The organism is Streptomyces sp. NPDC058985 (assembly GCF_042740985.1).
Taxonomy (GTDB): domain Bacteria; phylum Actinomycetota; class Actinomycetes; order Streptomycetales; family Streptomycetaceae; genus Streptomyces.
This window is the reverse complement of sequence record NZ_JBHYJX010000001.1, coordinates 134,115-159,358: the sequence shown is the minus strand read 5'-3', so window position 1 is coordinate 159,358 and position 25,244 is coordinate 134,115. Positions and strand designations below refer to the sequence as shown.

The 25,244-nt window shown below is 68.3% G+C and carries 38 protein-coding genes; 35 read left to right on the top strand and 3 right to left on the bottom strand.

Annotation, left to right across the window (positions count from 1 at the left end):
* The first annotated feature begins 3 nt into the window (after positions 1–3).
* The 30 genes from rplC (at position 4) to truA (ending at position 17,298) form a co-directional block, all read left to right on the top strand.
* Complete coding sequence (gene rplC, locus ACFW01_RS00755; protein ID WP_234955391.1) at positions 4–648, top strand: 50S ribosomal protein L3; 645 nt, start codon at positions 4–6, stop codon at positions 646–648.
* A gap of 8 nt (positions 649–656) precedes the next feature.
* Positions 657–1,313, top strand: coding sequence for a 50S ribosomal protein L4 (gene rplD / locus ACFW01_RS00750; protein WP_234955390.1), 657 nt, complete (start codon positions 657–659; stop codon positions 1,311–1,313).
* Positions 1,313–1,732, top strand: coding sequence for a 50S ribosomal protein L23 (rplW, locus tag ACFW01_RS00745; RefSeq protein WP_122615758.1), 420 nt, complete (start codon positions 1,313–1,315; stop codon positions 1,730–1,732). The genes rplD and rplW overlap by 1 nt, the downstream gene beginning before the upstream one ends.
* Before the next feature lie 38 nt (positions 1,733–1,770).
* On the top strand, positions 1,771–2,607 hold the full coding sequence (gene rplB, locus ACFW01_RS00740; protein WP_019329639.1) for a 50S ribosomal protein L2: 837 nt from the start codon (positions 1,771–1,773) through the stop codon (positions 2,605–2,607).
* A gap of 12 nt (positions 2,608–2,619) precedes the next feature.
* Positions 2,620–2,901: a 30S ribosomal protein S19 gene (gene rpsS, locus ACFW01_RS00735; protein WP_055418366.1), complete on the top strand. Its 282-nt coding sequence runs from the start codon at positions 2,620–2,622 to the stop codon at positions 2,899–2,901.
* Between the two features lie 44 nt (positions 2,902–2,945).
* Positions 2,946–3,293: a 50S ribosomal protein L22 gene (rplV, locus tag ACFW01_RS00730; protein ID WP_003974262.1), complete on the top strand. Its 348-nt coding sequence runs from the start codon at positions 2,946–2,948 to the stop codon at positions 3,291–3,293.
* On the top strand, positions 3,293–4,123 hold the full coding sequence (rpsC, locus tag ACFW01_RS00725) for a 30S ribosomal protein S3 (protein ID WP_122615759.1): 831 nt from the start codon (positions 3,293–3,295) through the stop codon (positions 4,121–4,123). Before rplV ends, rpsC begins: the two co-directional genes overlap by 1 nt.
* A gap of 5 nt (positions 4,124–4,128) precedes the next feature.
* Positions 4,129–4,548 carry a 50S ribosomal protein L16 gene (gene rplP / locus ACFW01_RS00720; protein ID WP_003974260.1) on the top strand — a complete coding sequence of 140 codons (420 nt, stop codon included), beginning with the start codon at positions 4,129–4,131 and terminating at the stop codon, positions 4,546–4,548.
* Positions 4,548–4,772, top strand: a complete 225-nt coding sequence (gene rpmC, locus ACFW01_RS00715) for a 50S ribosomal protein L29 (protein WP_003974259.1) — start codon at positions 4,548–4,550, stop codon at positions 4,770–4,772. The genes rplP and rpmC overlap by 1 nt, the downstream gene beginning before the upstream one ends.
* On the top strand, positions 4,772–5,059 hold the full coding sequence (rpsQ, locus tag ACFW01_RS00710; RefSeq protein ID WP_122615760.1) for a 30S ribosomal protein S17: 288 nt from the start codon (positions 4,772–4,774) through the stop codon (positions 5,057–5,059). The genes rpmC and rpsQ overlap by 1 nt, the downstream gene beginning before the upstream one ends.
* Before the next feature lie 106 nt (positions 5,060–5,165).
* Complete coding sequence (gene rplN / locus ACFW01_RS00705) at positions 5,166–5,534, top strand: 50S ribosomal protein L14 (RefSeq protein WP_003992364.1); 369 nt, start codon at positions 5,166–5,168, stop codon at positions 5,532–5,534.
* A gap of 2 nt (positions 5,535–5,536) precedes the next feature.
* Entirely contained in the window at positions 5,537–5,860 is a 324-nt protein-coding gene (rplX, locus tag ACFW01_RS00700) for a 50S ribosomal protein L24 (RefSeq protein WP_003992365.1), read from the top strand.
* Entirely contained in the window at positions 5,860–6,417 is a 558-nt protein-coding gene (rplE, locus tag ACFW01_RS00695) for a 50S ribosomal protein L5 (RefSeq protein WP_122615762.1), read from the top strand. The genes rplX and rplE overlap by 1 nt, the downstream gene beginning before the upstream one ends.
* 5 nt (positions 6,418–6,422) lie before the next feature.
* Positions 6,423–6,608 (top strand): type Z 30S ribosomal protein S14, encoded by a 186-nt coding sequence (locus tag ACFW01_RS00690; protein WP_003948630.1) that lies wholly within the window; start codon positions 6,423–6,425, stop codon positions 6,606–6,608.
* A gap of 212 nt (positions 6,609–6,820) precedes the next feature.
* Positions 6,821–7,219, top strand: a complete 399-nt coding sequence (gene rpsH / locus ACFW01_RS00685) for a 30S ribosomal protein S8 (protein ID WP_064729359.1) — start codon at positions 6,821–6,823, stop codon at positions 7,217–7,219.
* 24 nt (positions 7,220–7,243) lie between these two features.
* Positions 7,244–7,783 (top strand): 50S ribosomal protein L6, encoded by a 540-nt coding sequence (rplF, locus tag ACFW01_RS00680; RefSeq protein WP_055418362.1) that lies wholly within the window; start codon positions 7,244–7,246, stop codon positions 7,781–7,783.
* 3 nt (positions 7,784–7,786) lie between these two features.
* Complete coding sequence (gene rplR, locus ACFW01_RS00675) at positions 7,787–8,170, top strand: 50S ribosomal protein L18 (protein ID WP_064729360.1); 384 nt, start codon at positions 7,787–7,789, stop codon at positions 8,168–8,170.
* A gap of 43 nt (positions 8,171–8,213) precedes the next feature.
* Positions 8,214–8,819: a 30S ribosomal protein S5 gene (gene rpsE / locus ACFW01_RS00670; protein ID WP_004927232.1), complete on the top strand. Its 606-nt coding sequence runs from the start codon at positions 8,214–8,216 to the stop codon at positions 8,817–8,819.
* A 2-nt stretch (positions 8,820–8,821) separates the two neighbouring features.
* On the top strand, positions 8,822–9,004 hold the full coding sequence (gene rpmD, locus ACFW01_RS00665; RefSeq protein WP_114534099.1) for a 50S ribosomal protein L30: 183 nt from the start codon (positions 8,822–8,824) through the stop codon (positions 9,002–9,004).
* A 2-nt stretch (positions 9,005–9,006) separates the two neighbouring features.
* Positions 9,007–9,462 carry a 50S ribosomal protein L15 gene (rplO, locus tag ACFW01_RS00660; protein WP_023547373.1) on the top strand — a complete coding sequence of 152 codons (456 nt, stop codon included), beginning with the start codon at positions 9,007–9,009 and terminating at the stop codon, positions 9,460–9,462.
* 240 nt (positions 9,463–9,702) lie between these two features.
* Entirely contained in the window at positions 9,703–11,016 is a 1,314-nt protein-coding gene (secY, locus tag ACFW01_RS00655; RefSeq protein WP_234955387.1) for a preprotein translocase subunit SecY, read from the top strand.
* The gene (locus ACFW01_RS00650; protein WP_384501912.1) at positions 11,016–11,669 is read left to right on the top strand and encodes an adenylate kinase; all 654 of its coding nucleotides are present in this window, start codon (positions 11,016–11,018) and stop codon (positions 11,667–11,669) included. The genes secY and ACFW01_RS00650 overlap by 1 nt, the downstream gene beginning before the upstream one ends.
* 134 nt (positions 11,670–11,803) lie before the next feature.
* Positions 11,804–12,640 (top strand): type I methionyl aminopeptidase, encoded by an 837-nt coding sequence (gene map / locus ACFW01_RS00645; protein ID WP_234955384.1) that lies wholly within the window; start codon positions 11,804–11,806, stop codon positions 12,638–12,640.
* Positions 12,641–13,080: 440 nt separating this feature from the next.
* Complete coding sequence (infA, locus tag ACFW01_RS00640; protein WP_003948620.1) at positions 13,081–13,302, top strand: translation initiation factor IF-1; 222 nt, start codon at positions 13,081–13,083, stop codon at positions 13,300–13,302.
* 68 nt (positions 13,303–13,370) lie between these two features.
* Entirely contained in the window at positions 13,371–13,484 is a 114-nt protein-coding gene (gene rpmJ / locus ACFW01_RS00635) for a 50S ribosomal protein L36 (RefSeq protein WP_003974245.1), read from the top strand.
* A 187-nt stretch (positions 13,485–13,671) separates the two neighbouring features.
* Complete coding sequence (gene rpsM, locus ACFW01_RS00630) at positions 13,672–14,052, top strand: 30S ribosomal protein S13 (RefSeq protein ID WP_003974244.1); 381 nt, start codon at positions 13,672–13,674, stop codon at positions 14,050–14,052.
* 67 nt (positions 14,053–14,119) lie between these two features.
* Complete coding sequence (gene rpsK, locus ACFW01_RS00625; protein WP_007443997.1) at positions 14,120–14,524, top strand: 30S ribosomal protein S11; 405 nt, start codon at positions 14,120–14,122, stop codon at positions 14,522–14,524.
* Between the two features lie 147 nt (positions 14,525–14,671).
* Positions 14,672–15,694 (top strand): DNA-directed RNA polymerase subunit alpha, encoded by a 1,023-nt coding sequence (locus ACFW01_RS00620; RefSeq protein ID WP_003966937.1) that lies wholly within the window; start codon positions 14,672–14,674, stop codon positions 15,692–15,694.
* 181 nt (positions 15,695–15,875) lie between these two features.
* Entirely contained in the window at positions 15,876–16,373 is a 498-nt protein-coding gene (gene rplQ, locus ACFW01_RS00615) for a 50S ribosomal protein L17 (protein ID WP_384501908.1), read from the top strand.
* Between the two features lie 70 nt (positions 16,374–16,443).
* Positions 16,444–17,298, top strand: coding sequence for a tRNA pseudouridine(38-40) synthase TruA (gene truA, locus ACFW01_RS00610; RefSeq protein ID WP_384501906.1), 855 nt, complete (start codon positions 16,444–16,446; stop codon positions 17,296–17,298).
* On the opposite strand, the gene ACFW01_RS00605 is transcribed toward truA, so the two are convergent.
* A complete protein-coding gene (locus ACFW01_RS00605) occupies positions 17,299–18,192 on the bottom strand; it encodes a hypothetical protein (RefSeq protein ID WP_384501904.1) in 894 nt (297 codons plus the stop codon). It abuts the gene before it with no gap.
* A 74-nt stretch (positions 18,193–18,266) separates the two neighbouring features.
* On the opposite strand from ACFW01_RS00605, the gene ACFW01_RS00600 reads away from it, so the two are divergent.
* The 4 genes from ACFW01_RS00600 to glmM all read left to right on the top strand — a co-directional run bounded on the left by ACFW01_RS00600 (position 18,267) and on the right by glmM (position 22,194).
* Positions 18,267–19,472 carry a glycosyltransferase 87 family protein gene (locus tag ACFW01_RS00600; RefSeq protein WP_384501902.1) on the top strand — a complete coding sequence of 402 codons (1,206 nt, stop codon included), beginning with the start codon at positions 18,267–18,269 and terminating at the stop codon, positions 19,470–19,472.
* 207 nt (positions 19,473–19,679) lie between these two features.
* Positions 19,680–20,123 (top strand): 50S ribosomal protein L13, encoded by a 444-nt coding sequence (gene rplM, locus ACFW01_RS00595; protein ID WP_122615770.1) that lies wholly within the window; start codon positions 19,680–19,682, stop codon positions 20,121–20,123.
* A gap of 42 nt (positions 20,124–20,165) precedes the next feature.
* The gene (gene rpsI, locus ACFW01_RS00590) at positions 20,166–20,678 is read left to right on the top strand and encodes a 30S ribosomal protein S9 (protein ID WP_073725049.1); all 513 of its coding nucleotides are present in this window, start codon (positions 20,166–20,168) and stop codon (positions 20,676–20,678) included.
* Between the two features lie 157 nt (positions 20,679–20,835).
* On the top strand, positions 20,836–22,194 hold the full coding sequence (glmM, locus tag ACFW01_RS00585; protein WP_234955374.1) for a phosphoglucosamine mutase: 1,359 nt from the start codon (positions 20,836–20,838) through the stop codon (positions 22,192–22,194).
* 84 nt (positions 22,195–22,278) lie between these two features.
* On the opposite strand, the gene ACFW01_RS00580 is transcribed toward glmM, so the two are convergent.
* Both ACFW01_RS00580 and coaA read right to left on the bottom strand, forming a co-directional pair.
* On the bottom strand, positions 22,279–23,220 hold the full coding sequence (locus ACFW01_RS00580) for a DUF389 domain-containing protein (RefSeq protein ID WP_234955372.1): 942 nt from the start codon (positions 23,218–23,220) through the stop codon (positions 22,279–22,281).
* 31 nt (positions 23,221–23,251) lie between these two features.
* On the bottom strand, positions 23,252–24,241 hold the full coding sequence (coaA, locus tag ACFW01_RS00575) for a type I pantothenate kinase (RefSeq protein WP_234955370.1): 990 nt from the start codon (positions 24,239–24,241) through the stop codon (positions 23,252–23,254).
* A 206-nt stretch (positions 24,242–24,447) separates the two neighbouring features.
* Between coaA and ACFW01_RS00570 the strand changes: the two genes are divergently transcribed.
* The gene (locus ACFW01_RS00570; protein ID WP_384501899.1) at positions 24,448–25,236 is read left to right on the top strand and encodes a hypothetical protein; all 789 of its coding nucleotides are present in this window, start codon (positions 24,448–24,450) and stop codon (positions 25,234–25,236) included.
* Positions 25,237–25,244: the final 8 nt, after the last annotated feature.

Sequence of the window (25,244 nt, the reverse complement as noted above, 5' to 3'; positions counted from 1 at the left end):
AAGATGACCAAGCAGATCAAGGGCATCCTGGGCGAGAAGCTCGGCATGACGCAGGTGTGGGACGAGAACAACCGCGTTGTTCCGGTCACCGTCGTCAAGGCCGGCCCCAACGTCGTCACCCAGGTCCGCACGAACGACGTCGACGGCTACGAGTCCGTCCAGATCGCGTTCGGCGAGATCGACCCGCGCAAGGTGAACAAGCCCCTCAAGGGCCACTTCTCCAAGGCCGACGTCACCCCCCGCCGCCACCTCGTCGAGATCCGTACGGCCGACGCCGCCGAGTACACGCTCGGTCAGGAAGTCACCGCCGAGGTCTTCGAGTCCGGCGTGAAGGTCGACGTCACCGGCAAGAGCAAGGGCAAGGGCTTCGCCGGTGTCATGAAGCGTCACAACTTCAAGGGCCTCGGCGCCGGACACGGCACCCAGCGCAAGCACCGCTCTCCCGGTTCCATCGGTGGCTGCGCCACCCCGGGCCGCGTGTTCAAGGGCCTCCGCATGGCCGGCCGCATGGGCAACGAGCGGGTCACCACCCAGAACCTGACCGTCCACGCCGTTGACGCGGAGAAGGGTCTGCTGCTCATCAAGGGCGCCATTCCCGGTCCGAACGGCGGCCTCGTCCTGGTCCGCACCGCGGCCAAGGGGGCCTGAGGTAACCGATGAGCACTGTTGACATCCTTTCGCCTGCCGGCGAGAAGACCGGAAGCGTCGAGCTCCCCGCGGAGATCTTCGGCGTGGAGAAGATCAGCATCCCGCTGATCCACCAGGTCGTCGTCGCGCAGAACGCCGCTGCCCGCCAGGGCACGCACAAGACCAAGCGTCGCGGCGAGGTCCGTGGTGGCGGCAAGAAGCCGTACCGCCAGAAGGGCACCGGCCGCGCCCGCCAGGGTTCGACCCGTGCGCCGCAGTTCGCCGGCGGTGGCGTCGTCCACGGCCCGCAGCCGCGTGACTACTCGCAGCGGACCCCGAAGAAGATGAAGGCCGCGGCCCTGCGCCACGCCCTCACCGACCGGGCCCGCCACAACCGCATCCACGTCGTCACCGGCGTCATCGAGGGCGACAACCCGTCCACGAAGGCCGCCCGGACGCTGTTCGGCAAGATCTCGGAGCGCAAGAACCTGCTCCTGGTCGTCGACCGCACCGACGAGGCCGCGTGGCTGTCCGCCCGCAACCTGCCCCAGATCCACATCCTGGAGCCGGGCCAGCTGAACACGTACGACGTTCTCGTCTCGGACGACGTGGTCTTCACCCAGGCCGCCTTCGAGTCCTTCGTGTCCGGCCCGAAGGCCAATGACACCGAAGGGAGCGAAGCCTGATGGCTACGCGTCACCCGAGCATCGCCCCCAAGGCGGCCAAGGCCGCCAAGGCCGCGCGCGTCGCCAAGGCGCGTCGCCACGAGGCCGAGGGCAAGAACACCGTCGTGACCCCCGCCAGCAAGGCGTTCACGGACCCCCGTGACGTGCTGCTGAAGCCGGTCGTGTCGGAGAAGAGCTACGCGCTCCTCGACGAGAACAAGTACACGTTCATCGTCGCGCCGGGCTCCAACAAGACCCAGATCAAGGAAGCCGTCCAGGCGGTCTTCTCGGTCAAGGTCACCGGGGTCAACACGATCAACCGCCAGGGCAAGCGCAAGCGCACCCGCACGGGCTTCGGCAAGCGTGCCGACAGCAAGCGCGCGATCGTGACCCTCGCCGAGGGCGACCGTATCGACATCTTCGGCGGTCCGACCGCGTAAGCGGGTCGGATCGTCCGATATCGGACGAGGACTGAGAAATGGGAATCCGCAAGTACAAGCCGACTACGCCGGGCCGTCGTGGCTCCAGCGTCGCCGACTTCGTCGAGGTCACGCGGTCCACGCCGGAGAAGTCGCTGGTCCGCCCGCTGCACAGCAAGGGCGGCCGTAACAACGCCGGTCGTGTGACCGTTCGCCACCAGGGTGGCGGACACAAGCGCGCCTACCGAGTGATCGACTTCCGTCGGCACGACAAGGACGGCGTGCCGGCGAAGGTCGCGCACATCGAGTACGACCCCAACCGCACCGCGCGCATCGCGCTGCTGCACTACGCCGACGGCGAGAAGCGCTACATCCTCGCCCCGCGCAACCTGCAGCAGGGTGACCGCGTCGAGAACGGTCCCGGGGCCGACATCAAGCCGGGCAACAACCTGGCGCTCCGCAACATCCCGGTCGGTACCACGATCCACGCGATCGAGCTCCGTCCCGGTGGCGGTGCCAAGTTCGCCCGTTCCGCCGGTGCCTCCGTGCAGCTGCTCGCGAAGGAGGGCCAGATGGCCCACCTGCGCATGCCGTCCGGAGAGATCCGCCTGGTCGACGTGCGCTGCCGCGCCACCGTCGGCGAGGTCGGCAACGCCGAGCAGTCCAACATCAACTGGGGCAAGGCGGGCCGTAAGCGCTGGCTGGGCGTTCGCCCGACCGTGCGTGGTGTGGTCATGAACCCGGTGGACCACCCGCACGGTGGTGGCGAAGGCCGTACCTCGGGTGGTCGCCACCCGGTGTCCCCGTGGGGCAAGAAGGAAGGCCGTACTCGTTCGCCCAAGAAGGCGTCGAACAAGTACATCGTCCGCCGCCGCAAGACGAACAAGAAGCGCTAAGGACGGGTTGAGATGCCTCGTAGCTTGAAGAAGGGACCCTTCGTCGACGACCACCTGATCAAGAAGGTGGACACGCAGAACGAAGCCGGTTCCAAGAACGTCATCAAGACCTGGTCCCGTCGCTCGATGATCGTCCCGGCGATGCTCGGCCACACGATCGCGGTGCACAACGGCAAGACCCACATCCCGGTGTTTGTCACCGAGTCCATGGTCGGCCACAAGCTCGGCGAGTTCTCGCCGACGCGCACCTTCCGGGGTCACGTCAAGGACGACCGGAAGTCGAAGCGCCGCTAGTCAGCGGGGTGTGAATGATCATGACAAACACTGAAGGGACAACCATGGAAGCCAGGGCCCAGGCGCGGTACATCCGCGTCACGCCCATGAAGGCCCGCCGCGTGGTGGACCTCATCCGTGGCATGGATGCCACGGAGGCTCAGGCGGTCCTGCGTTTCGCCCCGCAGGCCGCGAGCGTGCCGGTCGGCAAGGTGCTGGACAGCGCCATCGCCAACGCCGCGCACAACTACGACCACACCGACGCCGACAGCCTCTTCATCTCCGAGGCCTACGTCGACGAGGGCCCGACCCTGAAGCGGTTCCGGCCGCGCGCCCAGGGACGTGCCTACCGGATCCGCAAGCGGACCAGCCACATCACCGTGGTCGTCAGCAGCAAGGAAGGAACCCGGTAATGGGCCAGAAGGTAAACCCGCACGGGTTCCGGCTCGGTGTCACGACCGACTTCAAGTCGCGTTGGTACGCCGACAAGCTGTACAAGGACTACGTCAAGGAAGACGTCGCCATCCGTCGGATGATGACGTCCGGCATGGAGCGCGCCGGCATCTCGAAGGTGGAGATCGAGCGCACCCGTGACCGCGTGCGTGTGGACATCCACACCGCCCGTCCCGGCATCGTCATCGGCCGCCGCGGCGCCGAGGCCGACCGCATCCGCGGTGACCTGGAGAAGCTGACCGGCAAGCAGGTCCAGCTGAACATCCTCGAGGTCAAGAGCCCCGAGACGGACGCTCAGCTGGTGGCCCAGGCCGTCGCCGAGCAGCTGTCCTCCCGCGTCTCCTTCCGTCGCGCCATGCGCAAGAGCATGCAGGGCACGATGAAGGCCGGCGCCAAGGGCATCAAGATCCAGTGCGGTGGCCGCCTCGGTGGCGCCGAGATGTCGCGCTCGGAGTTCTACCGCGAGGGCCGTGTGCCCCTGCACACGCTCCGCGCGAACGTGGACTACGGCTTCTTCGAGGCCAAGACGACCTTCGGCCGCATCGGTGTGAAGGTCTGGATCTACAAGGGCGACGTCAAGAACATCGCCGAGGTCCGCGCCGAGAACGCGGCCGCCCGCGCCGGTAACCGTCCGGCCCGTGGCGGCAGCGACCGCCCGGCCCGCGGTGGCCGCGGTGGCGAGCGTCGTGGGCGCAAGCCGCAGCAGCAGTCGGCTCCGGCCGCCGAGGCTCCCAAGGCCGACGCGCCCGCCGCTGCCGCTCCGGCTGAGAGCACCGGAACGGAGGCCTGACCGAAATGCTGATCCCCCGTAGGGTCAAGCACCGCAAGCAGCACCACCCGAAGCGCCGCGGCATGGCCAAGGGCGGTACGCAGGTTGCGTTCGGCGAGTACGGCATCCAGGCCCTCACGCCCGCGTACGTGACCAACCGCCAGATCGAGGCGGCCCGTATCGCGATGACCCGCCACATCAAGCGTGGCGGCAAGGTCTGGATCAACATCTACCCGGACCGCCCGCTCACGAAGAAGCCGGCCGAGACCCGCATGGGTTCCGGTAAGGGTTCCCCGGAGTGGTGGATCGCGAACGTGCACCCGGGCCGGGTCATGTTCGAGCTGTCCTACCCCAACGAGAAGATCGCCCGTGAGGCGCTGACCCGTGCGGCCCACAAGCTGCCGATGAAGTGCCGGATCGTCAAGCGCGAGGCAGGTGAAGCGTGATGTCGGCCGGTACCAAGGCGTCCGAGCTGCGCGAGCTGGGCAACGAGGAGCTTCTGGCGAAGCTCCGCGAGGCCAAGGAAGAGCTGTTCAACCTCCGCTTCCAGGCGGCGACGGGCCAGCTCGAGAACCACGGCCGGCTCAAGGCCGTCCGTAAGGACATCGCGCGGATCTACACCCTGATGCGTGAGCGCGAGCTGGGCATCGAGACGGTGGAGAGCGCCTGATGAGCGAGAGCAACGTGACTGAAGAGACGAAGGCCGCCCGCGGCTTCCGCAAGACCCGTCAGGGTCTGGTCGTCAGCGACAAGATGGACAAGACCGTCGTCGTCGCCGTCGAGGACCGCGTGACCCACGCGCTGTACGGCAAGGTCATCCGCCGTACCAGCAAGCTCAAGGCTCACGACGAGCAGAACGCCGCGGGTGTCGGCGACCGCGTCCTCCTCATGGAGACCCGGCCGCTGTCCGCGACGAAGCGCTGGCGCGTCGTCGAGGTCCTCGAGAAGGCCAAGTAATTTCCTGCGGGGCATCCCTCGCAGGTCAGTTCCGCCAGGCTCCGGGGTCCGTTCACGCGGGACGTGAGCGGCCCCCGGGGAACCGGCAGACAATCAGGAGATAGACGTGATCCAGCAGGAGTCGCGACTGCGCGTCGCCGACAACACTGGTGCGAAGGAAATCCTTTGCATCCGTGTACTCGGTGGCTCCGGTCGCCGCTACGCGGGCATCGGTGACGTCATCGTCGCCACCGTCAAGGACGCGATCCCCGGCGGCAACGTGAAGAAGGGTGACGTCATCAAGGCGGTCATCGTTCGCACCGTCAAGGAGCGCCGCCGTCCGGACGGCTCGTACATCCGCTTCGACGAGAACGCCGCCGTCATTCTGAAGAACGACGGCGACCCTCGCGGCACCCGTATCTTCGGCCCGGTGGGCCGTGAGCTGCGCGAGAAGAAGTTCATGAAGATCATCTCCCTCGCGCCGGAGGTGCTGTGAGCATGAAGATCAAGAAGGGCGACCTGGTCCAGGTCATCACCGGTAAGGACAAGGGCAAGCAGGGCAAGGTCATCGCGGCCTTCCCCCGCGAGGACCGCGTCCTGGTCGAGGGTGTCAACCGGGTCAAGAAGCACACCAAGGCCGGGCCGACCGCTCGCGGTTCGCAGGCCGGCGGCATCGTGACCACCGAGGCCCCGATCCACGTCTCCAACGTCCAGCTGGTCGTGGAGAAGGACGGCAACAAGGTCGTCACGCGCGTCGGTTACCGCTTCGACGACGAGGGCAACAAGATCCGCGTTGCCAAGCGGACGGGTGAGGACATCTGATGGCTACCACCACCACTCCGCGTCTGAAGACGAAGTACCGCGAGGAGATCTCGGGCAAGCTGCGTGAGGAGTTCTCCTACGAGAACGTCATGCAGGTCCCCGGCCTCGTCAAGATCGTGGTCAACATGGGTGTGGGCGACGCCGCCCGCGACTCCAAGCTGATCGAGGGTGCCATCAAGGACCTCACCACGATCACCGGTCAGAAGCCGGCCGTCACCAAGGCCCGCAAGTCCATCGCGCAGTTCAAGCTGCGTGAGGGCCAGCCGATCGGTGCCCACGTCACGCTCCGTGGCGACCGCATGTGGGAGTTCCTGGACCGCACCCTGTCGCTCGCGCTGCCGCGCATCCGCGACTTCCGTGGTCTGTCCCCCAAGCAGTTCGACGGCCGTGGCAACTACACCTTCGGTCTCACGGAGCAGGTCATGTTCCACGAGATCGACCAGGACAAGATCGACCGCGTCCGGGGTATGGACATCACCGTGGTGACCACGGCGACCAACGACGCTGAGGGCCGCGCGCTCCTTCGTCACCTCGGCTTCCCCTTCAAGGAGGCGTGAGCGAGATGGCGAAGAAGGCTCTGATCGCTAAGGCTGCTCGCAAGCCCAAGTTCGGTGTGCGTGGCTACACCCGCTGCCAGCGCTGTGGCCGCCCGCACTCCGTGTACCGCAAGTTCGGCCTGTGCCGCGTGTGCCTTCGTGAGATGGCTCACCGTGGCGAGCTGCCGGGCGTGACCAAGAGCTCCTGGTAGTCCGGTAGTCCCGGGTTACTCAGGCTCTCGGTAAGCAACTGGGTCGGCAGAGGCCCACCCTCGCATGCCTTAGGCTTGTGGGGTTGGGCGTCTGCCACGCCCCAAACGACTTACTACGCCGTAGGTCCACCGCGCCGCACCCGTCCCGTCTCGGATCGGGGAGAGGGATGGCGCACCAGGAAACCCCGGCGAGAGAGGCCGAAGGCCAATTCATGACCATGACTGATCCGATCGCAGACATGCTTACGCGTCTGCGGAACGCGAACTCGGCGTACCACGACTCCGTGTCGATGCCGGCGTCCAAGATCAAGTCTCACATCGCGGAGATCCTCCAGCAGGAGGGCTTCATCACGGGCTGGAAGACCGAGGACGCCGAGGTCGGCAAGAACCTCGTCCTCGAGCTGAAGTTCGGCCCGAACCGTGAGCGCTCCATCGCGGGCATCAAGCGGATCTCCAAGCCCGGTCTCCGGGTGTACGCGAAGTCCACCAACCTGCCGAAGGTGCTGGGCGGCCTCGGCGTGGCGATCATCTCCACGTCGCACGGGCTCCTCACCGACAAGCAGGCCGGCAAGAAGGGCGTGGGTGGGGAAGTCCTCGCCTACGTCTGGTAGCGGAAGGGAACGGAGGAAACAGCTATGTCGCGCATCGGCAAGCTCCCCATCGCGGTTCCCGCCGGCGTGGACGTCACCATCGACGGCCGTACGGTCTCGGTCAAGGGCCCGAAGGGCTCGCTGACTCACACCGTCGTGGCACCGATCGACATCGCCAAGGGTGAGGACGGCGTTCTGAACGTCACCCGCCCCAACGAAGAGCGTCAGAGCAAGGCCCTGCACGGCCTGTCCCGCACGCTGGTGGCGAACATGATCACCGGCGTGACCCAGGGTTACGTGAAGAAGCTCGAGATCAGCGGTGTCGGTTACCGCGTGCTCGCCAAGGGTTCGAACCTGGAGTTCTCCCTCGGCTACAGCCACCCGATCCTGGTCGAGGCCCCCGAGGGCATCACCTTCAAGGTGGAGTCCCCGACCCGTTTCTCGGTCGAGGGCATCGACAAGCAGAAGGTCGGCGAGGTTGCGGCCAACATCCGCAAGCTGCGCAAGCCCGACCCGTACAAGGCCAAGGGCGTCAAGTACGAGGGCGAAGTCATCCGCCGCAAGGTCGGAAAGGCGGGTAAGTAAGCCATGGCATACGGGCAGAAGATCCTCAAGGGCGACGCCTACAAGCGCGCCGCGATCAAGCGCCGTCACATCCGGATTCGCAAGAATCTCTCGGGTACGGCGGAGCGTCCCCGTCTGGTCGTTACTCGCTCCAACCGCCACATCGTGGCCCAGGTGATCGACGACATCAAGGGCCACACCGTGGCCTCGGCGTCGACCCTGGACACCTCGATCCGTGGTGGCGAGGCCGACAAGTCCGCGCAGGCCAAGCAGGTCGGCGCCCTGGTTGCCGAGCGCGCCAAGGCCGCGGGTGTCGAGGCCGTCGTGTTCGACCGTGGTGGTAACCAGTACGCCGGGCGCATCGCCGCTCTGGCCGACGCCGCCCGCGAAGCCGGACTGAAGTTCTGAGCCGGTTCCGTATCGCTAGCGGAAACAGAGAGAGGTAATTCCAATGGCTGGACCCCAGCGCCGCGGTGGCGGTGCCGGTGGCGGCGAGCGGCGGGACCGGAAGGGCCGTGACGGCGGCGCAGCTGCCGCCGAGAAGACCGCTTACGTTGAGCGCGTCGTCGCGATCAACCGCGTCGCCAAGGTTGTGAAGGGTGGTCGTCGCTTCAGCTTCACCGCGCTGGTCGTGGTGGGCGACGGTGACGGCACCGTGGGTGTCGGATACGGCAAGGCCAAGGAGGTGCCGGCCGCCATCGCCAAGGGCGTTGAGGAGGCCAAGAAGCACTTCTTCAAGGTCCCCCGCATCCAGGGCACCATCCCGCACCCCATCCAGGGTGAGAAGGCTGCCGGCGTCGTGCTGCTCAAGCCCGCGTCCCCGGGTACCGGTGTGATCGCCGGTGGTCCGGTGCGCGCCGTGCTCGAGTGCGCCGGTATCCACGACGTGCTGTCGAAGTCGCTCGGCTCCGACAACCAGATCAACATCGTGCACGCGACCGTGGAGGCCCTGAAGGGTCTCCAGCGTCCCGAGGAGATCGCGGCCCGCCGTGGTCTGCCGCTCGAGGACGTGGCCCCCGCGGCTCTGCTCCGTGCGCGTGCCGGGGCGGGTGCGTAATCATGGCGCAGCTCAAGATTACGCAGGTCAAGTCCTACATCGGCAGCAAGCAGAACCACCGTGACACCCTGCGTTCCCTTGGTCTCAAGGGGATCAACACGCAGGTCGTCAAGGAGGACCGCCCCGAGTTCCGCGGCATGGTGCAGACCGTCCGCCACCTCGTGTCGGTCGAGGAGGTCGACTGATCATGGCGGAGCAGAACCCGCTCAAGATCCACAACCTCCGTCCCGCCCCGGGCGCCAAGACCGCCAAGACCCGTGTGGGTCGCGGTGAGGCGTCGAAGGGTAAGACGGCTGGTCGTGGTACCAAGGGCACGAAGGCCCGTTACCAGGTTCCGGAGCGCTTCGAGGGTGGCCAGATGCCCCTCCACATGCGTCTCCCGAAGCTGAAGGGCTTCAAGAACCCGTTCAAGACCGAGTTCCAGGTCGTGAACCTCGACAAGCTGGCCGCGCTCTACCCCGAGGGTGGCGAGGTCACCGTCGAGGGTCTGGTGGCCAAGGGTGCCGTTCGCAAGAACAGCCTCGTCAAGGTCCTCGGCCAGGGCGAGATCTCCGTGGCGCTGCAGGTGACGGTCGACGCCGTCTCCGGCTCCGCCAAGGAGAAGATCACCGCCGCCGGCGGCACCGTCACCGAGCTCGTCTGAACCCTTCAGGCGTCTCGATGACTTGAGCGATCCCACCGGGGATACCCCACAAAAGGGGTATCCCCGGTTGGTCGTTCCAAGGGAAGTGCTCCCGCCGGTAAGGTGGCCTGCGCTGCCCTCTTTCACGGGTGCGTCACATGAGGCACTCTGAGCGGCAGTTGACCGTTACTCACTAAGTCGTCAGTCGAACCTCAAGACCGTCACCCTTGACGCAGTAGCGCGGGGGTCGCAGGAGGCACCGTGCTCACCGCGTTCGCCCGGGCGTTCAAGACGCCCGACCTGCGCAAGAAGCTGCTCTTCACGCTCGGCATCATCGTGGTCTACCGGCTCGGTACCCACATTCCCATTCCAGGCGTCGACTACAAGAACGTCCAGGAGTGCGTGGACCAGGCGTCCGGCAGCCAGGGCATCTTCGGCCTGGTCAACATGTTCAGCGGTGGCGCCCTGCTGCAGATCACGGTCTTCGCGCTCGGCATCATGCCGTACATCACGGCCAGCATCATTCTGCAGCTGCTGACCGTGGTGATCCCGCGCCTGGAAGCCCTCAAGAAGGAGGGGCAGGCCGGTACGGCGAAGATCACGCAGTACACCCGTTACCTGACCATCGCGCTCGCCATCCTGCAGGGCACCGGCCTGGTGGCCACCGCCCGCAGCGGCGCCCTCTTCTCCGGCTGCACCGTCGCCGGTCAGATCGTCCCGGACCAGGCGATCTTCACCACGATCGTCATGGTGGTCTGCATGACCGCCGGTACGGCCGTCGTCATGTGGCTCGGCGAGCTGATCACCGACCGCGGCATCGGCAACGGCATGTCGATCCTGATGTTCATCTCGATCGCCGCGACCTTCCCGTCCGCCCTGTGGGCCATCAAGAAGCAGGGTGACCTGGCGGACGGCTGGATCGAGTTCGGCACCGTCGTCGCGGTCGGCCTGGTCATGATCGGCCTGGTCGTCTTCGTGGAGCAGGCCCAGCGTCGCATCCCGGTGCAGTACGCGAAGCGCATGATCGGCCGCCGTTCCTACGGCGGTACGTCGACCTACATCCCGCTCAAGGTGAACCAGGCGGGCATCATCCCCGTCATCTTCGCCTCGTCGCTGCTCTACATCCCGGCGCTGATCGTGCAGTTCTCCGGCTCCACGGCCGGCTGGGCCGTCTGGATCCAGAAGAACCTCGCCGATCCCGCGGCGGTGGCGCACATCGTCCTGTACTTCTTCCTGATCGTCTTCTTCGCCTTCTTCTACGTGGCCATCTCGTTCAACCCCGAGGAAGTCGCGGACAACATGAAGAAGTATGGTGGCTTCATCCCGGGCATCCGGGCTGGCCGACCGACCGCTGAGTATCTGAGCTACGTACTCAACCGGATCACCTGGCCGGGTTCGCTGTACTTGGGCCTGATCGCTCTCGTCCCGACAATGGCGTTGGCTGGTTTCGGGGCAAGCCAGAACTTCCCGTTCGGCGGTACCAGCATCCTGATCATCGTGGGTGTCGGTCTCGAGACGGTGAAGCAGATCGAGAGCCAGCTCCAGCAGCGCAATTACGAAGGGTTCCTCCGCTGATGCGAATCGTCCTCGTCGGGCCTCCTGGCGCCGGAAAGGGAACGCAGGCAACCCGCCTTGCCGAGACGCTGCACATTCCGCACATCTCCACGGGCGACCTGTTCCGCGCCAACATCAGCCAGCAGACCGAACTGGGCAAGCTCGCCAAGTCGTACATGGACGCCGGCAATCTCGTGCCGGACGAGGTCACCATCGCCATGGCGAAGGACCGCATGGAGCAGCCGGACGCCGAGGGCGGCTTCCTGCTGGACGGCTTCCCGCGCAACGTCTCTCAGGCCGAGGCGCTGGACGAGCTGCTCGAGACCGAGGACATGAAGCTCGACGCCGTGCTCGACCTGGAGGCCCCCGAGGCCGAGGTCGTGAAGCGGATCGCCGGCCGGCGCGTCTGCCGGAACAACTCGTCCCACGTCTTCCACGTGACGTACACCCCGCCGAAGAAGGAAGGCGTCTGCGACGTCTGCGGCGGTGAGCTGTACCAGCGGGACGACGACTCCGAGGAGACGGTCCGCAAGCGGCTGGAGGTCTACCACACGCAGACCGAGCCGATCATCGACTACTACAAGGCGCAGGGCCTTGTCGTCACGATCGCGGCGACCGGCCCCGTGGACGAGGTCACGGGCCGTGCGCTGGAGGCGCTCAAGCGCGACCAGTAGTTCTCAGCACAGGCTGCAGCCGCGGTCCCCAGCCCTGGGGGCCGCGGCTGAGCTGTGAGGTGGGGTGGGGCCGGTCCACCCCCGTATCGTTGGAAGCGTCCAGTCCCCTCCGGTCCAGAAAGGCCGCAGTCCCCATGGTGCAGATCAAGAGCCCCGAGCAGATCGCCAAGATGCGTGAGGCGGGGCTGGTCGTCGCCGCCATCCACGCGGCCACCCGCGAGGCCGCCGTGCCCGGCGCCACGACCAAGGACCTGGACCAGGTCGCCCGCAAGGTGCTCGCGGAGCACGACGCCAAGCCGAACTTCCTGGGCTACGGCGGCTTCCCCGCGACCATCTGCACCTCGGTGAACGAGGTCGTCGTCCACGGCATCCCCTCCGACGACGTGGTCCTCAAGGACGGCGACGTCATCTCCATCGACTGCGGCGCGATCATCGACGGCTGGCACGGCGACGCGGCCTACACGGCCTTCGTCGGCTCCGGCCACTCCCCGGAGCTGGTCGAGCTGTCCCGGGTGACCGAGGAGTCGATGTGGGCGGGCATCGCGGCCATGAAGCAGGGCAACCGGCTCGTGGACGTCTCCCGGGCCATCGAGACGTACATCCGCCGCCAGCCGAAGCCCGGCGGCGGGAAGTACGGGATCATCGAGGAGTACGGCGGCCACGGCATCGGCACCGAGATGCACATGGACCCGCACCTGCTGAACTACGTCGACCGGCGACGCGGCAAGGGCCCGAAGCTGGTTCCCGGCTTCTGCCTCGCCATCGAGCCGATGGTCTCCCTCGGCACCCCCCGCACGGAGGTCCTGTCGGACGACTGGACGGTCATCACGACGGACGGCACGTGGTCCTCGCACTGGGAGCACTCGGTCGCCCTGACCGACCAGGGCCCACTGGTCCTGACGTCCCCGGACGGGGGCAAGGCGAAGCTGGCGGAGCTGGGTGTCACGGCTGCGCCGGACCCGCTGGCGTGACGCCGGCCCGAGCCATGACCGCCGGTCGGAGGCCGGCGCAGCCGCTCGAAGCTTGTGAGGCGCCCTGGCGCCGAGCCCGCGAGAGGGGCGTGAGGGGATCGGTCGGGGGCAGGGCGAAGCTGGCGGAGCTGGGTGTCACGGCTGCGCCGGACCCGCTGGCGTGACGCCGGCCCGAGCCATGACCGCCGGTCGGAGGCCGGCGCAGCCGCTCGAAGCTTGTGAGGCGCCCTGGCGCCGAGCCCGCGAGAGAGGAGCTGGGCGTCACGGCTGCGCCCGACCCTCTTGCATAACGATCTCGCATCCGGGGCAGACTTCCCCGTTTCGCCTTTCCGGGGCTGCTGACGTAGACTGACTCGTCGGCTCTCGTGCACCCGCATGTCTGCATGCGCTCGTACGGTGCGAAGAGAGTCGATCAAGGTAGTCGATTCGAAGGGCGAAGCGTGGCCAAGAAGCAAGGTGCCATCGAGATCGAGGGCACTGTCGTCGAGTCTCTTCCGAACGCCATGTTCAAGGTCGAGCTCCAGAACGGCCACCAGGTCCTGGCACACATCAGCGGCAAGATGCGCATGCACTACATCCGCATCCTCCCTGACGACCGGGTCGTGGTGGAGCTGTCTCCGTACGACCTGACGCGTGGCCGGATCGTCTACCGGTACAAGTAGATCTTGCCCACGTCCCAGGCCGTCAGGCCCGGGGACCGCCGGCAACTGACCCGGAGAACCTCACACCCATGAAGGTCAAGCCGAGCGTCAAGAAGATCTGCGACAAGTGCAGGGTGATCCGCCGTCACGGTCGGGTCATGGTCATCTGCGACAACCCGCGCCACAAGCAGCGCCAGGGCTGACGCACGACCGTCCCTCCGCGATTCGCAGGACTTCGCGCGACGCGAGCTGAACATGTTCATACGCAGAACCCGGGCGCCCAGGCGTCCGACACCCCCGGTTCGGAGGCCGGGGACCCGACTCGTACCTCATACGGCGGCCGGGGACCGGTTCTGTGGAAGACCTCCGACAATCAACTGGAGCCATTGAATGGCACGCGTTTCCGGTGTTGACATCCCGCGCGAAAAGCGCGTCGAGATCGCCCTCACCTACGTGTTCGGCATTGGCCGGACCCTCTCGCAGCAGACGCTCGCCGCCACCGGCGTGGACCCGAACACCCGTGTTCGGGATCTCTCCGAGGAGCAGCTCGTCGCGATCCGCGAGTACGTCGACAACAACATCAAGACCGAGGGTGACCTTCGCCGCGAGGTCCAGGCCGACATCCGCCGCAAGGTCGAGATCGGTACCTACCAGGGTCTGCGTCACCGCCGTGGCCTGCCCGTCCGCGGTCAGCGCACCAGCACGAACGCCCGCACCCGCAAGGGCCCGCGTCGCGCCATCGCCGGCAAGAAGAAGCCGGGCAAGAAGTAGTCCGCAGCGGACTTCGCCGTCCAGCGGTCTTCGCTGTAGGACCGACCACCTCCCGTAGGAGAACGACATGCCCCCCAAGGGACGTCAGGGCGCGACCAAGAAGGTGCGCCGCAAGGAAAAGAAGAACGTCGCTCACGGCCACGCGCACATCAAGAGCACGTTCAACAACACGATCGTGTCCATCACGGACCCGACCGGCAACGTGATCTCCTGGGCCTCCGCCGGCCACGTCGGCTTCAAGGGCTCCCGGAAGTCCACGCCGTTCGCCGCGCAGATGGCCGCCGAGTCGGCTGCCCGCCGCGCCCAGGAGCACGGCATGCGCAAGGTCGACGTGTTCGTCAAGGGCCCGGGTTCCGGTCGTGAGACCGCCATCCGCTCCCTGCAGGCGACCGGCCTCGAGGTCGGCTCGATCCAGGACGTCACGCCCACCCCGCACAACGGCTGCCGTCCCCCGAAGCGCCGTCGCGTCTGATCGCGTTCCGCCGCGACATCGCTTCATCGCTTCACCCGCTTCACCAGGGTTTTCGGGCGGTACGGCTCCTTCGGGTCGTATCGCCCGTACCCTTGCAGTACTGGTCGGGCGTCAAATAGCGGGCGCCCCTGACTGAAGGATCACCACATGCTGATCGCTCAGCGTCCCTCGTTGACCGAAGAGGTCGTCGACGAGTTCCGCTCCCGGTTCGTCATCGAGCCGCTGGAGCCGGGCTTCGGCTACACCCTCGGCAACTCCCTGCGTCGTACGCTCCTCTCCTCGATCCCCGGCGCTGCTGTCACCAGCATCCGGATCGACGGTGTCCTGCACGAGTTCACCACCGTGCCGGGCGTCAAGGAGGACGTCACCGACCTGATCCTCAACATCAAGCAGCTGGTCGTGTCGTCCGAGCACGACGAGCCCGTTGTGATGTACCTGCGCAAGCAGGGCCCGGGTCTGGTCACCGCCGCCGACATCGCGCCCCCGGCCGGTGTCGAGGTGCACAACCCCGACCTCGTCCTCGCCACGCTCAACGGCAAGGGCAAGCTGGAGATGGAGCTGACCGTCGAGCGCGGTCGCGGCTACGTCTCCGCCGTGCAGAACAAGCAGGTCGGTCAGGAGATCGGGCGCATCCCGGTCGACTCGATCTACTCGCCGGTTCTCAAGGTCACGTACAAGGTCGAGGCCACGCGTGTCGAGCAGCGCACCGACTTCGACAAGCTGATCGTCGACGTCGAGACCAAGCAGGCCATGCGTCCGCGTGACGCCATGGCGTCGGCCGGCAAGACCCTGGTCGAGCTGTTCGGTCTCGCCCGCGAGCTGAACATCGACGCCGAGGGCATCGACATGGGTCCGTCCCCGACGGACGCCGCGCTCGCCGCCGATCTGGCGCTGCCGATCGAGGAGCTGGAGCTCACCGTTCGGTCGTACAACTGCCTCAAGCGCGAGGGCATCCACTCCGTGGGTGAGCTCGTGGCTCGCTCCGAGGCCGACCTCCTGGACATCCGCAACTTCGGTGCGAAGTCCATCGACGAGGTCAAGGCCAAGCTCGCGGGTATGGGGCTTGCGCTGAAGGACTCGCCTCCCGGATTCGACCCGACCGCCGCCGCGGACGCCTTCGGCGCCGACGACGACGCGGATGCCGGTTTCGTGGAGACCGAGCAGTACTAAGAGCTCGGGCCTTTCGGTCCGTACTCGGGTGCGGGTGCGCTGTGGCTGGTCGCGCAGTTCCCCGCGCCCCTTCCGGACGGGCCCCTTAGGGGCCCTGTCCGGATCTCCGACAGGCGGCCGCCTGCTCGGATACTGACCTCGGTACCTGATACGGCCGGGGCAGACACCTAGGAGAAACACCATGCCGAAGCCCACCAAGGGTGCCCGTCTGGGCGGCAGCGCCGCGCACGAGAAGCTGCTCCTCGCGAACCTCGCGAAGTCGCTCTTCGAGCACGGCAAGATCACGACCACCGAGGCGAAGGCCCGCCGCCTGCGCCCGTACGCCGAGCGTCTGGTCACCAAGGCGAAGAAGGGCGACCTTCACAACCGCCGTCAGGTGCTCCAGGTGATCACGGACAAGAGCGTCGTCCACACGCTCTTCACCGAGATCGGCCCGCGCTACGAGAACCGCCCCGGTGGTTACACGCGCATCACCAAGATCGGTAACCGCCGTGGCGACAACGCGCCCATGGCCGTCATCGAGCTGGTCGAGGCACTGACCGTGGCGCAGGAGGCGACCGGCGAGGCCGAGGCCGCCACCAAGCGTGCCGCCAAGGACGCCGAGACCACCGAGGCCGCCGAGACCAAGGTCGACACGACCAAGGCCGACGACGCCGCCGAGGAGTCGAAGGACGCGTAAGCGTTCTGCCGCGGGTCCGTTCCTTTCGAGGGGCGGGCCCGCTTTTTTGTGTACCTGAGAGGATCTCTGGGTGAGTGACGAAGTTGAGGCCGGGTACGTCCGGGTGCGGTTGGATCTCTCCTACGACGGGAGCGAGTTCTCCGGGTGGGCCAAGCAGGCCGGTGGGCGGCGGACCGTGCAGGGGGAGATCGAGGACGCGCTGCGGACCGTGACGCGGTCCCGGGAGACGTACGAGCTGACCGTAGCGGGCCGCACCGACGCCGGGGTGCACGCCCGGGGCCAGGTGGCTCATGTCGACCTGCCGCGCGAGGTGTGGGCCGAGCACCACGGGAAGCTGCTCAAGCGGCTCGCGGGGCGGCTGCCGAGGGACGTGCGGGTCTGGGCCCTGCGTGAGGCGCCCAGCGGCTTCAACGCCCGGTTCTCCGCGGTGTGGCGGCGCTACGCCTACCGGGTCACCGACAATCCGGGCGGCGTCGACCCGCTGCTGCGCGGCCACGTCCTGTGGCACGACTGGCCGCTCGACGTGGACGCCATGAACGAGGCCGCCCGCGGACTGCTGGGCGAGCACGACTTCGCCGCCTACTGCAAGAGGCGGGAGGGGGCCACCACCATCCGGACGCTGCAGGAGCTGAGCCTGGTGCGCGGGGAGGACGGGATCATCACCGCCACCGTGCGGGCCGACGCCTTCTGCCACAACATGGTGCGCTCCCTCATCGGGGCCCTGCTGTTCGTCGGCGACGGCCACCGGACGCCCGACTGGCCGGCGAAGGTGCTGGCCGCCGGGGTCCGCGACTCGGCCGTGCACGTCGTACGGCCGCACGGGCTGACGCTGGAGGAGGTCGGCTACCCGGCGGACGAGCTGCTCGCCGCGCGGAACAAGGAGGCCCGCAACAAGCGGTCCCTGCCCGGCGCCGGCTGCTGCTGATCAGCCCTCCGCCGCCGCCGACGCCTGGGCCTCGCCGCGCCCGCGGATCTGCCGGAAGGCGAACTCGGCGAGGTCGTCGCCGGCCCGGAACACCTCCGTGGACTTCTCCGTGACGTCCTTGCCGCTGGTGGAGCCCGCGACGGTGAAGTAGGCGTAGCGGCCGTAGGAGTTGGTGGTGGAGCGGCAGACCGCGCCGGTGCAGAAGGACTTGACCCCGCCGCCGGACAGCGAGCGCACGATGCTCTTCTTGTCGGCCTGCTTCTTGGCCTTGGCGGCCTGCGCCTCGGTGTCGAAGACGGCCACGCCGACCGTCACGGCGGTGCCGCCCTGGGTGTACGTGACGCGGATCAGGCGGGTGCAGTCGTTGTCGTTCAGGACCTTCGGCAGGCTGCCCTGGGCGGCGGAGCCGCAGGTGCGGGTGTCGGCCGTCGGGCCCTTCTTGTAGACCGTCTCGCCCATGGTCAGCTGAGTGCCGGGGAAGAGCAGGTCCGGGCTGAGCGGGGCCTTGTCCTTCTTGGCGCTGGAGACGAAGTCCTTCGGGTCCAGCGGCGGCGGGGCGCTGGTCGGCGCGAAGGAGGGGGCGGTGGCCGTCGCGCTCGGGATGTCGGCCGTCCCGGGGAGCTGCGAGGACGGGCTGTCGGAGGCCTGGCCGGAGCCGTTCGCCGAGACCACGGCGACGGCGACGGCACTGGCTATCGCCACCGTGGCCAGCGCGCCCCCGCCGATGAGGAACAGCCGGCGGCGCTTGGCACGGGCCTCGGAGGCCTCGGCGAGGGCCGCCCAGTCCGGGGTGTTGTCGCTTTCACCACTGTTCCAGGGCTGCTGTTGCTGCTGCTGCGACTGCGGTGTCCAGGGATCCCACTGTGACTGAGGTCCCCCCTGCCCAAAGCTCATGGGGCGCATCTTAGACGGGCCGAGCGGCGTGCTGGTGCGCGTCCCCGGGGCCCGCAGCGCCTAGCGTTCCGTGCATGCGGACGGGCAAAAGCGACATCTCCGGGTGGTTGGTGCGGCCTGCGGGAGGACACCTGTGGGCGGTTCTCGTGACCGTGCTGGCGGCCTGCGCGGCACACGCGGCACGTGTGACCTCGGACGGCGGGATGGACAACGCGATCGTCGTGCGGGCCGCCCGCACCTGGCTGGACGGCGGCTCCCCGTACGACGATCCGCACTTCCTCTATTTTCCGAGCGCGGTCCTCGCCGCCGTCCCGCAGGCGCTGCTGCCCGGGGCCGTGCTGCGGGTGCTGGTCCCGGGCGCGGTGACCGTCCTGCTGGCGCTGGCCTGGGCCTGTGCGCTGCGGCTGCACCGCGTGCCGCTCGGCAGCAGGCTCGCGGTCCTCGGGCTGACCGGGCTCGCGGTGGGCTTCGCGCCGTTCGGGCACCTGGTGCTGCTCGGCAACTGGACGGTGACGGCGACCGTGGCGCTCCCGCTGTCCCTGCTGCTGGCGAGCCGGGGCCGGTGGACGGCGGCGGGCGCGGTCGTCGGCGCGGCGGTCGCGCTCAAGCCGCTGCTCGCGCCCGTCCTGCTGCTCTTCCTGTTCGCCGGGCGGTGGCGGGCACTGGCGGCGGCCGTCCTGGTGCCCACGCTGGCCTCCGGCGCGGCGGCGCTGGCGATGCCCGACCCGGCCGGCTTCTTCACCCGCACCCTGCCTTTCCTGCTGCGCGGCGACGACGGCTTCGTGCGGCTCTACGAGGCCTCCCCGGCGGCCGTGCTGCCCCGGCTGGGGGTGCCGCAGGGGCTCGCGCAGGGGCTCGCGGTGGCGGCGGCCTGCGCCGGGGTGCTCTGCGCGTACCGGCGCTGGCGCCGCGGGGACCCCGGGCCGCTGCGGCTCGCGGAGACCGGCGCCGGACTGATGCTCTCGGCGTTCCTCGTCTCCCGGCCGTCCTACGACCACTACCTCCTGGTCGCCGTGCCGCTGCTGCTCGCCGGGCTGCCGTACGGTGGATCGGTGGCCCGCGGGGTGTGGTTCTGGATCTCCCTGGTGCCTCAGGTACCGGGGCTGACCTGGCCTTGGCTGGATTCGGAGCGGCGCCGGGCCTTCCGGGACGCGTTCACCCTGTGCGTGCTCGCGGTGACGGTGGCGCGGCAGAGCCGGGCCGGTGCGCCCGACGCCGGCGGCCAGGTGCCGTCCGGGCGGTCGCCGGAGCCCGCGCGGGCCCCGGCGACCCCGTTTTGACCCGGCCGTGGCCGCCCGGGTATTCTGCACAGTCGTATGTGTATTGGCTTGCTCATTCTCACGTGAGGGGCCCTTACACCGGTCCACCGGGACCGATGACCAGCGACCAGCACGCGGTATGCGTCACCGCGGTGCGGTCAGGGCTGTCGTGATCGTCTTCGGTGACCATGTCAGGACCACTCACTGAAGAAGCGAAGGCTACGAACCGTGCGTACGTACAGCCCCAAGCCCGGCGATGTGACGCGCCAGTGGCACGTCATCGACGCTCAGGACGTCGTCCTGGGTCGTCTGGCCACCACTGCGGCCTCCATCCTGCGCGGCAAGCACAAGCCGATCTACGCGCCCCACGTCGACACCGGTGACTTCGTCATCATCATCAACGCCGACAAGGTGCACCTCTCCGGCAACAAGCGGACCCAGAAGATGGCGTACCGCCACTCCGGCTACCCGGGCGGTCTGCGCTCCGTGCGCTACGACGAGCTCCTGGACAAGAACCCGGAGAAGGCGGTGGAGAAGGCCGTCAAGGGCATGCTCCCCAAGAACTCCCTGGGCCGTCAGATGCTCTCGAAGCTGAAGGTCTACAAGGGTGACCAGCACCCGCACGGCGCGCAGCAGCCGCAGCCGTTCGAGATCACCCAGGTCGCGCAGTAGTTCCGGCCACCCCCTAAGACTGAAGAGAATCTGAGGAGCATCGTGGCCGAGACCACTGCCGAGCAGCCGCTCGAAGAGATCGACATCGACAGCTACACCACCGAGTCCGAGGTCCCCGTCGAGGGTGAGTACACCTCGGAGTCCATGGCCTCCGCCTTCGGCGAGCCCCAGCCGGCCGCCGGCCTGGGCCGTCGCAAGAACGCCATCGCCCGCGTCCGGATCGTCCCGGGCACCGGCAAGTGGAAGATCAACGGCCGCACCCTTGAGGACTACTTCCCCAACAAGGTGCACCAGCAGGAGGTCAACGAGCCCTTCAAGGTGCTCGAGCTGGACGACCGTTACGACGTCGTCGCCCGCATCGCCGGTGGCGGTGTCTCCGGCCAGGCCGGCGCGCTCCGTCTCGGTGTCGCCCGCGCCCTGAACGAGGCCGACGTCGACAACAACCGCGGTCCGCTCAAGAAGGCCGGCTTCCTCAAGCGCGACGACCGTGCGGTCGAGCGCAAGAAGGCCGGTCTGAAGAAGGCCCGCAAGGCTCCGCAGTACAGCAAGCGCTAAGTCGCACCGGCTGTACTCCGAACGCCCCGGCGGCACGCCACTGTGCTGCCGGGGCGTTCGTTTATCCCCGTCGTTGGGCGTATAACGGCACAAGACGTTCAAGCGTTCAGAAGCTGAAATGCTTGTGTACGGAATTGACGTTTCCTCAGGAGGACAAGTGGGACGACTCTTCGGCACGGACGGCGTGCGCGGCGTCGCCAACGCGGATCTGACGGCCGAGCTGGCGCTCGGACTCTCCGTGGCCGCGGCGCACGTACTGGCCGAGGCGGGCACCTTCGCCGGACACCGGGCGACCGCGGTGGTCGGCCGGGATCCGCGCGCCTCCGGCGAGTTCCTGGAAGCCGCCGTCGTCGCGGGTCTGGCCAGCGCCGGCGTGGACGTGCTCCGGGTCGGGGTGCTGCCGACGCCCGCGGTGGCCCACCTCACCGGCGCGCTCGGCGCCGACCTCGGCGTGATGCTGTCCGCCAGCCACAACGCCATGCCCGACAACGGCATCAAGTTCTTCGCCCGCGGCGGCCACAAGCTCGCCGACGAGCTGGAGGACCGGATCGAGTCCGTCTACGCCGAGCACCGCACCGGTGCCCCCTGGGACCGCCCGACCGGCGCCGGCGTGGGCCGGGTGCGGGACTACGACGAAGGGCTCGACCAGTACGTCGCGCACCTCGTCGGCGTCCTCCCGAACCGGCTCGACGGTCTGAAGATCGTCCTCGACGAGGCGCACGGCGCGGCCTCCCGGGTCTCGCCGGAGGCGTTCGCGCGGGCCGGTGCCGAACTGGTCACCATCGGCGCGGTGCCCGACGGCCTCAACATCAACGACGGCTGCGGCTCCACCCACCTCGACCTGCTCAAGGCCGCCGTCGTCGAGCACGGCGCGCACCTCGGCATCGCCCACGACGGTGACGCCGACCGCTGCCTGGCCGTGGACCACACCGGCGCGGAGGTGGACGGCGACCAGATCCTCGCCGTGCTCGCGCTGGCCATGCGGGAGCGGGAGGCGCTGCGCTCGGACACGGTCGTCGCGACGGTCATGTCCAACCTGGGCTTCAAGCTCGCCATGGAGCGCGAGGGCATCCGGTTCGTGCAGACCGGCGTCGGTGACCGGTACGTCCTGGAGGAGATGAAGGAGCACGGCTACGCCCTCGGCGGCGAGCAGTCCGGGCACGTCATCATCCTCGACCACGCCACCACCGGTGACGGCACGCTGACCGGGCTGATGCTGGCGGCGCGGGTCGCGCAGACGGGGCGTACGCTGCGGGACCTCGCGGGGGTCATGGAGCGGCTGCCGCAGGTGCTGATCAATGTGCCGGACGTGGACAAGTCGCGGGTGACGACCTCTGCGGAGCTGGCCACGGCGGTTTCCGAGGCCGAGCGGGAGCTGGGTAGTACCGGGCGGGTGCTGTTGCGGTCCTCGGGGACCGAGCCGTTGGTGCGGGTCATGGTCGAGGCGGCGGACATCGAGCAGGCTCGGTCTGTTGCCGGGCGGCTGGCGGATTCCGTCAAGTCCGCGTTGGGGTAGTTCGCGGGGCCGGGTCCGGGGTGGGGGTTCTGTCCGTCGCGGGCCGCGGGTTCGTCGTGGCTTGTCGCGCAGTTCCCCGCGCCCCTAGGTGGGCTTCCCTGACCGGCGTCGCTGGGTTGCCCACAGGGCCTTCTGGGTGAGCAGGGTCAGGGTGCCGGCCAGGATGATGGCGGCCAGGTTGAGCAGGAGCTGCTCGCTCGAGTGCCGGGCCTGGTAGCCGTCTTCGTAGAAGAAGGCCACGGCCGCGTTCGCGGCCGCCGGGACCGTCGTCACCGAGATGGCGACGCCCACCAGGGCGCCCGACTTGGAGGATGTCAGGGAGAGCGTCCCCGCGGCCCCGGCCAGGAGCGCCACCACGAAGGAGAACCAGTCGGGGGCGTAGACGAACTCGGTGTTGGGGCGGTCGCCCTCCAGCCCGGCCACGCTGAACAGGTTGAACGCGTCCATCATCCAGCTGAAGCCCACCGTCACCGTCATCGCCACCGCGAAGCCCACCAGCAGGGCGGTCAGTGAGCGCAGGGCCAGCCGCGGGGCCCGCTGGACGATGGCCGTGCAGATCCCCGCGAGGGGGCCGAACTCGGGGCCGACCGCCATCGCGCCCACGATCAGGATCGCGTTGTCCAGCACCACACCGCAGGCCGCGATCATCGTGGCCAGCGTGATGAAGGCGACGTAGGTGACGGAGAGGGTCGACTCCTCGTGCGTCGCCTCCTCCAACTGCTCCCACAGCACCGCGTCGGCCGGCTCGCCCGGGGCTTCCTTCTCGGCCTTGTCGGCCCGCTCGGAGAGGCACAGGTCGATGTTCTCCGCGGCGATGGAGCCGTCCGTGTCGATGCCCAACGCCCGCAGGTCGCCGATGAGTTCGTCACCCGCCTCGCGCGCTACGTCGCACATGACGACGTCCCCCTCGGGCTCGCGGGCGACACCCGGCAGGACGACGAGATGAGTGGTGCCGACGGTACGGTCGATCAGGCGGACCACCTCGTCGGTCCGGTCGGCCGGGGTGATCAGGCGCAGATGCAGCATCCGGTATTTCTACCGTCGCCCCCGTCCCGCGTCACAGCTTGCGCAGACTGAGGCGCTGCACCTTGTGGTCGGGGCCCTTGCGCAGGACGAGGGTGGCCCGGCCCCGCGTGGGGGCCACGTTCTCCACCAGGTTGGGCTTGTTGATGGTGCGCCAGGTGGTGCGGGCGTAGTCGAGGGCCTCCTCCTCCGACACCTGGGTGTACTTGCGGAAGTACGAGGACGGGTTCTGGAAGGCGGTCTCGCGCAGCTTCCGGAAGCGGCTGAGGTACCAGCGCTCGATGTCCTCAGCGCGGGCGTCGACGTACACGCTGAAGTCGAAGTAGTCGGCGAGCCCGACCCTGGTGCGGCCGTCCTTGCCGGGCAGCGCGGGCTGGAGCACGTTGAGGCCCTCGACGATCAGGATGTCGGGGCGGCGGACGACGAGCTTCTGGTCCGGGACGATGTCGTAGATGAGGTGGGAGTACACGGGTGCCGTGACCTCCGCCTTGCCCGCCTTGATGTCGGCGACGAAGCGGGTCAGGGCGCGGCGGTCGTACGACTCGGGGAAGCCCTTGCGGGACATCAGGCCGCGTTGCTCCAGCTCCCGTGTCGGCAGCAGGAAGCCGTCGGTCGTGACCAGTTCCACACGCGGGTGCTCGGGCCAGCGGGACAGCAGCGCCTGGAGCAGGCGGGCGACGGTGGACTTGCCGACCGCGACCGATCCGGCGACCCCTATGACGAACGGGGTGCCGGACTGGGAACCCTGCGCGCCGAGGAAGGTGTTGAGGGCGCCGCGCAGGCCGTCGGTGGCGCCGACGTAGAGGTTGAGGAGCCGGGACAGCGGGAGGTAGATGTCCCGCACCTCGTCGAGGTCGATGACGTCGCCGAGGCCGCGCAGCTTCTCCACCTCCTCGGCGGTCAGCGGCAGCGGCGTCTTCTCGCGCAGCGCGCTCCACTCGGGGCGGGTGAGGTCGACGTAGGGAGTCGCCTCCGGCCGGTGCCGGTGGGCGCTCCGCGGTATCGAGGGGACCGGAGAGATCACAGTCCATTGTTAACGGAGTTCGAACCGGGTGGCAGGTGGGCTGTGTCACGCCCGCGCGGGGCTGCCACAGCCAAGATCACGTGGGCGTCACGGTCGGGTACCGGATGGCGCCGTCCTGATCATCTGTGAGTTCGCTGTGTCTACAGTTCTCGCACGTTTGTGCGGAGGCTGTGGAGTCTTCGCCCTTTGGAAGAAAGAGCCCCGACGTGACACTGACCGTCATCCGCCGCACCGCCCTCGCGGCCTCCGCCGCCGCCCTGGCCCTGCTCGTCACCGCCTGCGGCTCTTCCGACGACGGCAAGGGCGAGGGGGACGGCGGCAAGGCGGCCGGCGACGGCAAGGGCGGCGGCGCGAGTGCCGCGGCCCCGGCGCTCACCGCGGCCGAGCTGGAGAAGGCGGCCCTGGCGCAGGCGGACGTCAAGAACGGCAAGGTCACCAAGGTGTCGGCGGCGGACGACGTGGCCAAGGACAAGGTGAAGGGCGACAAGGCGGAGTGCGAGCCGCTCGCCTTCGCCGAGACCGGCGTCCCCCTGGGAGAGCCGGCGGCGGCCGTCAAGCGGAGCTGGACCGAGGGTCCGAAGAAGCCGTCCGGCGACGCGGGCACCGAGGAGGCCATCGGTGACGCGTTCGACCTGGACAAGGCGCTGGTGACGCTGGCGACCTACGACGACGGCGGTGCCGAGGCGGTGCTGAAGGACGTGAAGGAGGCGGCCGACACATGCGCCGGCGGCTTCACCTTCACCGCAATGGGTGAACCGGCCAAGATCGCCAAGGTGGTGCAGGGAGAGCCGGCCGGCGGGGCGGACGAGTCCGTCGCCATGACGATGACGATGGTCGGGGAGGACGGCGACGAGTTCCCGGTCAAGGTGTCCGTCACCCGCAAGGGCTCCACCGTGGCCACCTTCACCGTCCTCAACCTGGCCTCCGCCGGCACCGGCAAGGACTTCCCGTTCCCCACGGAGATCAGCGACGCGCAGCTCGCCAAGCTGGGCTGAATCCGGGC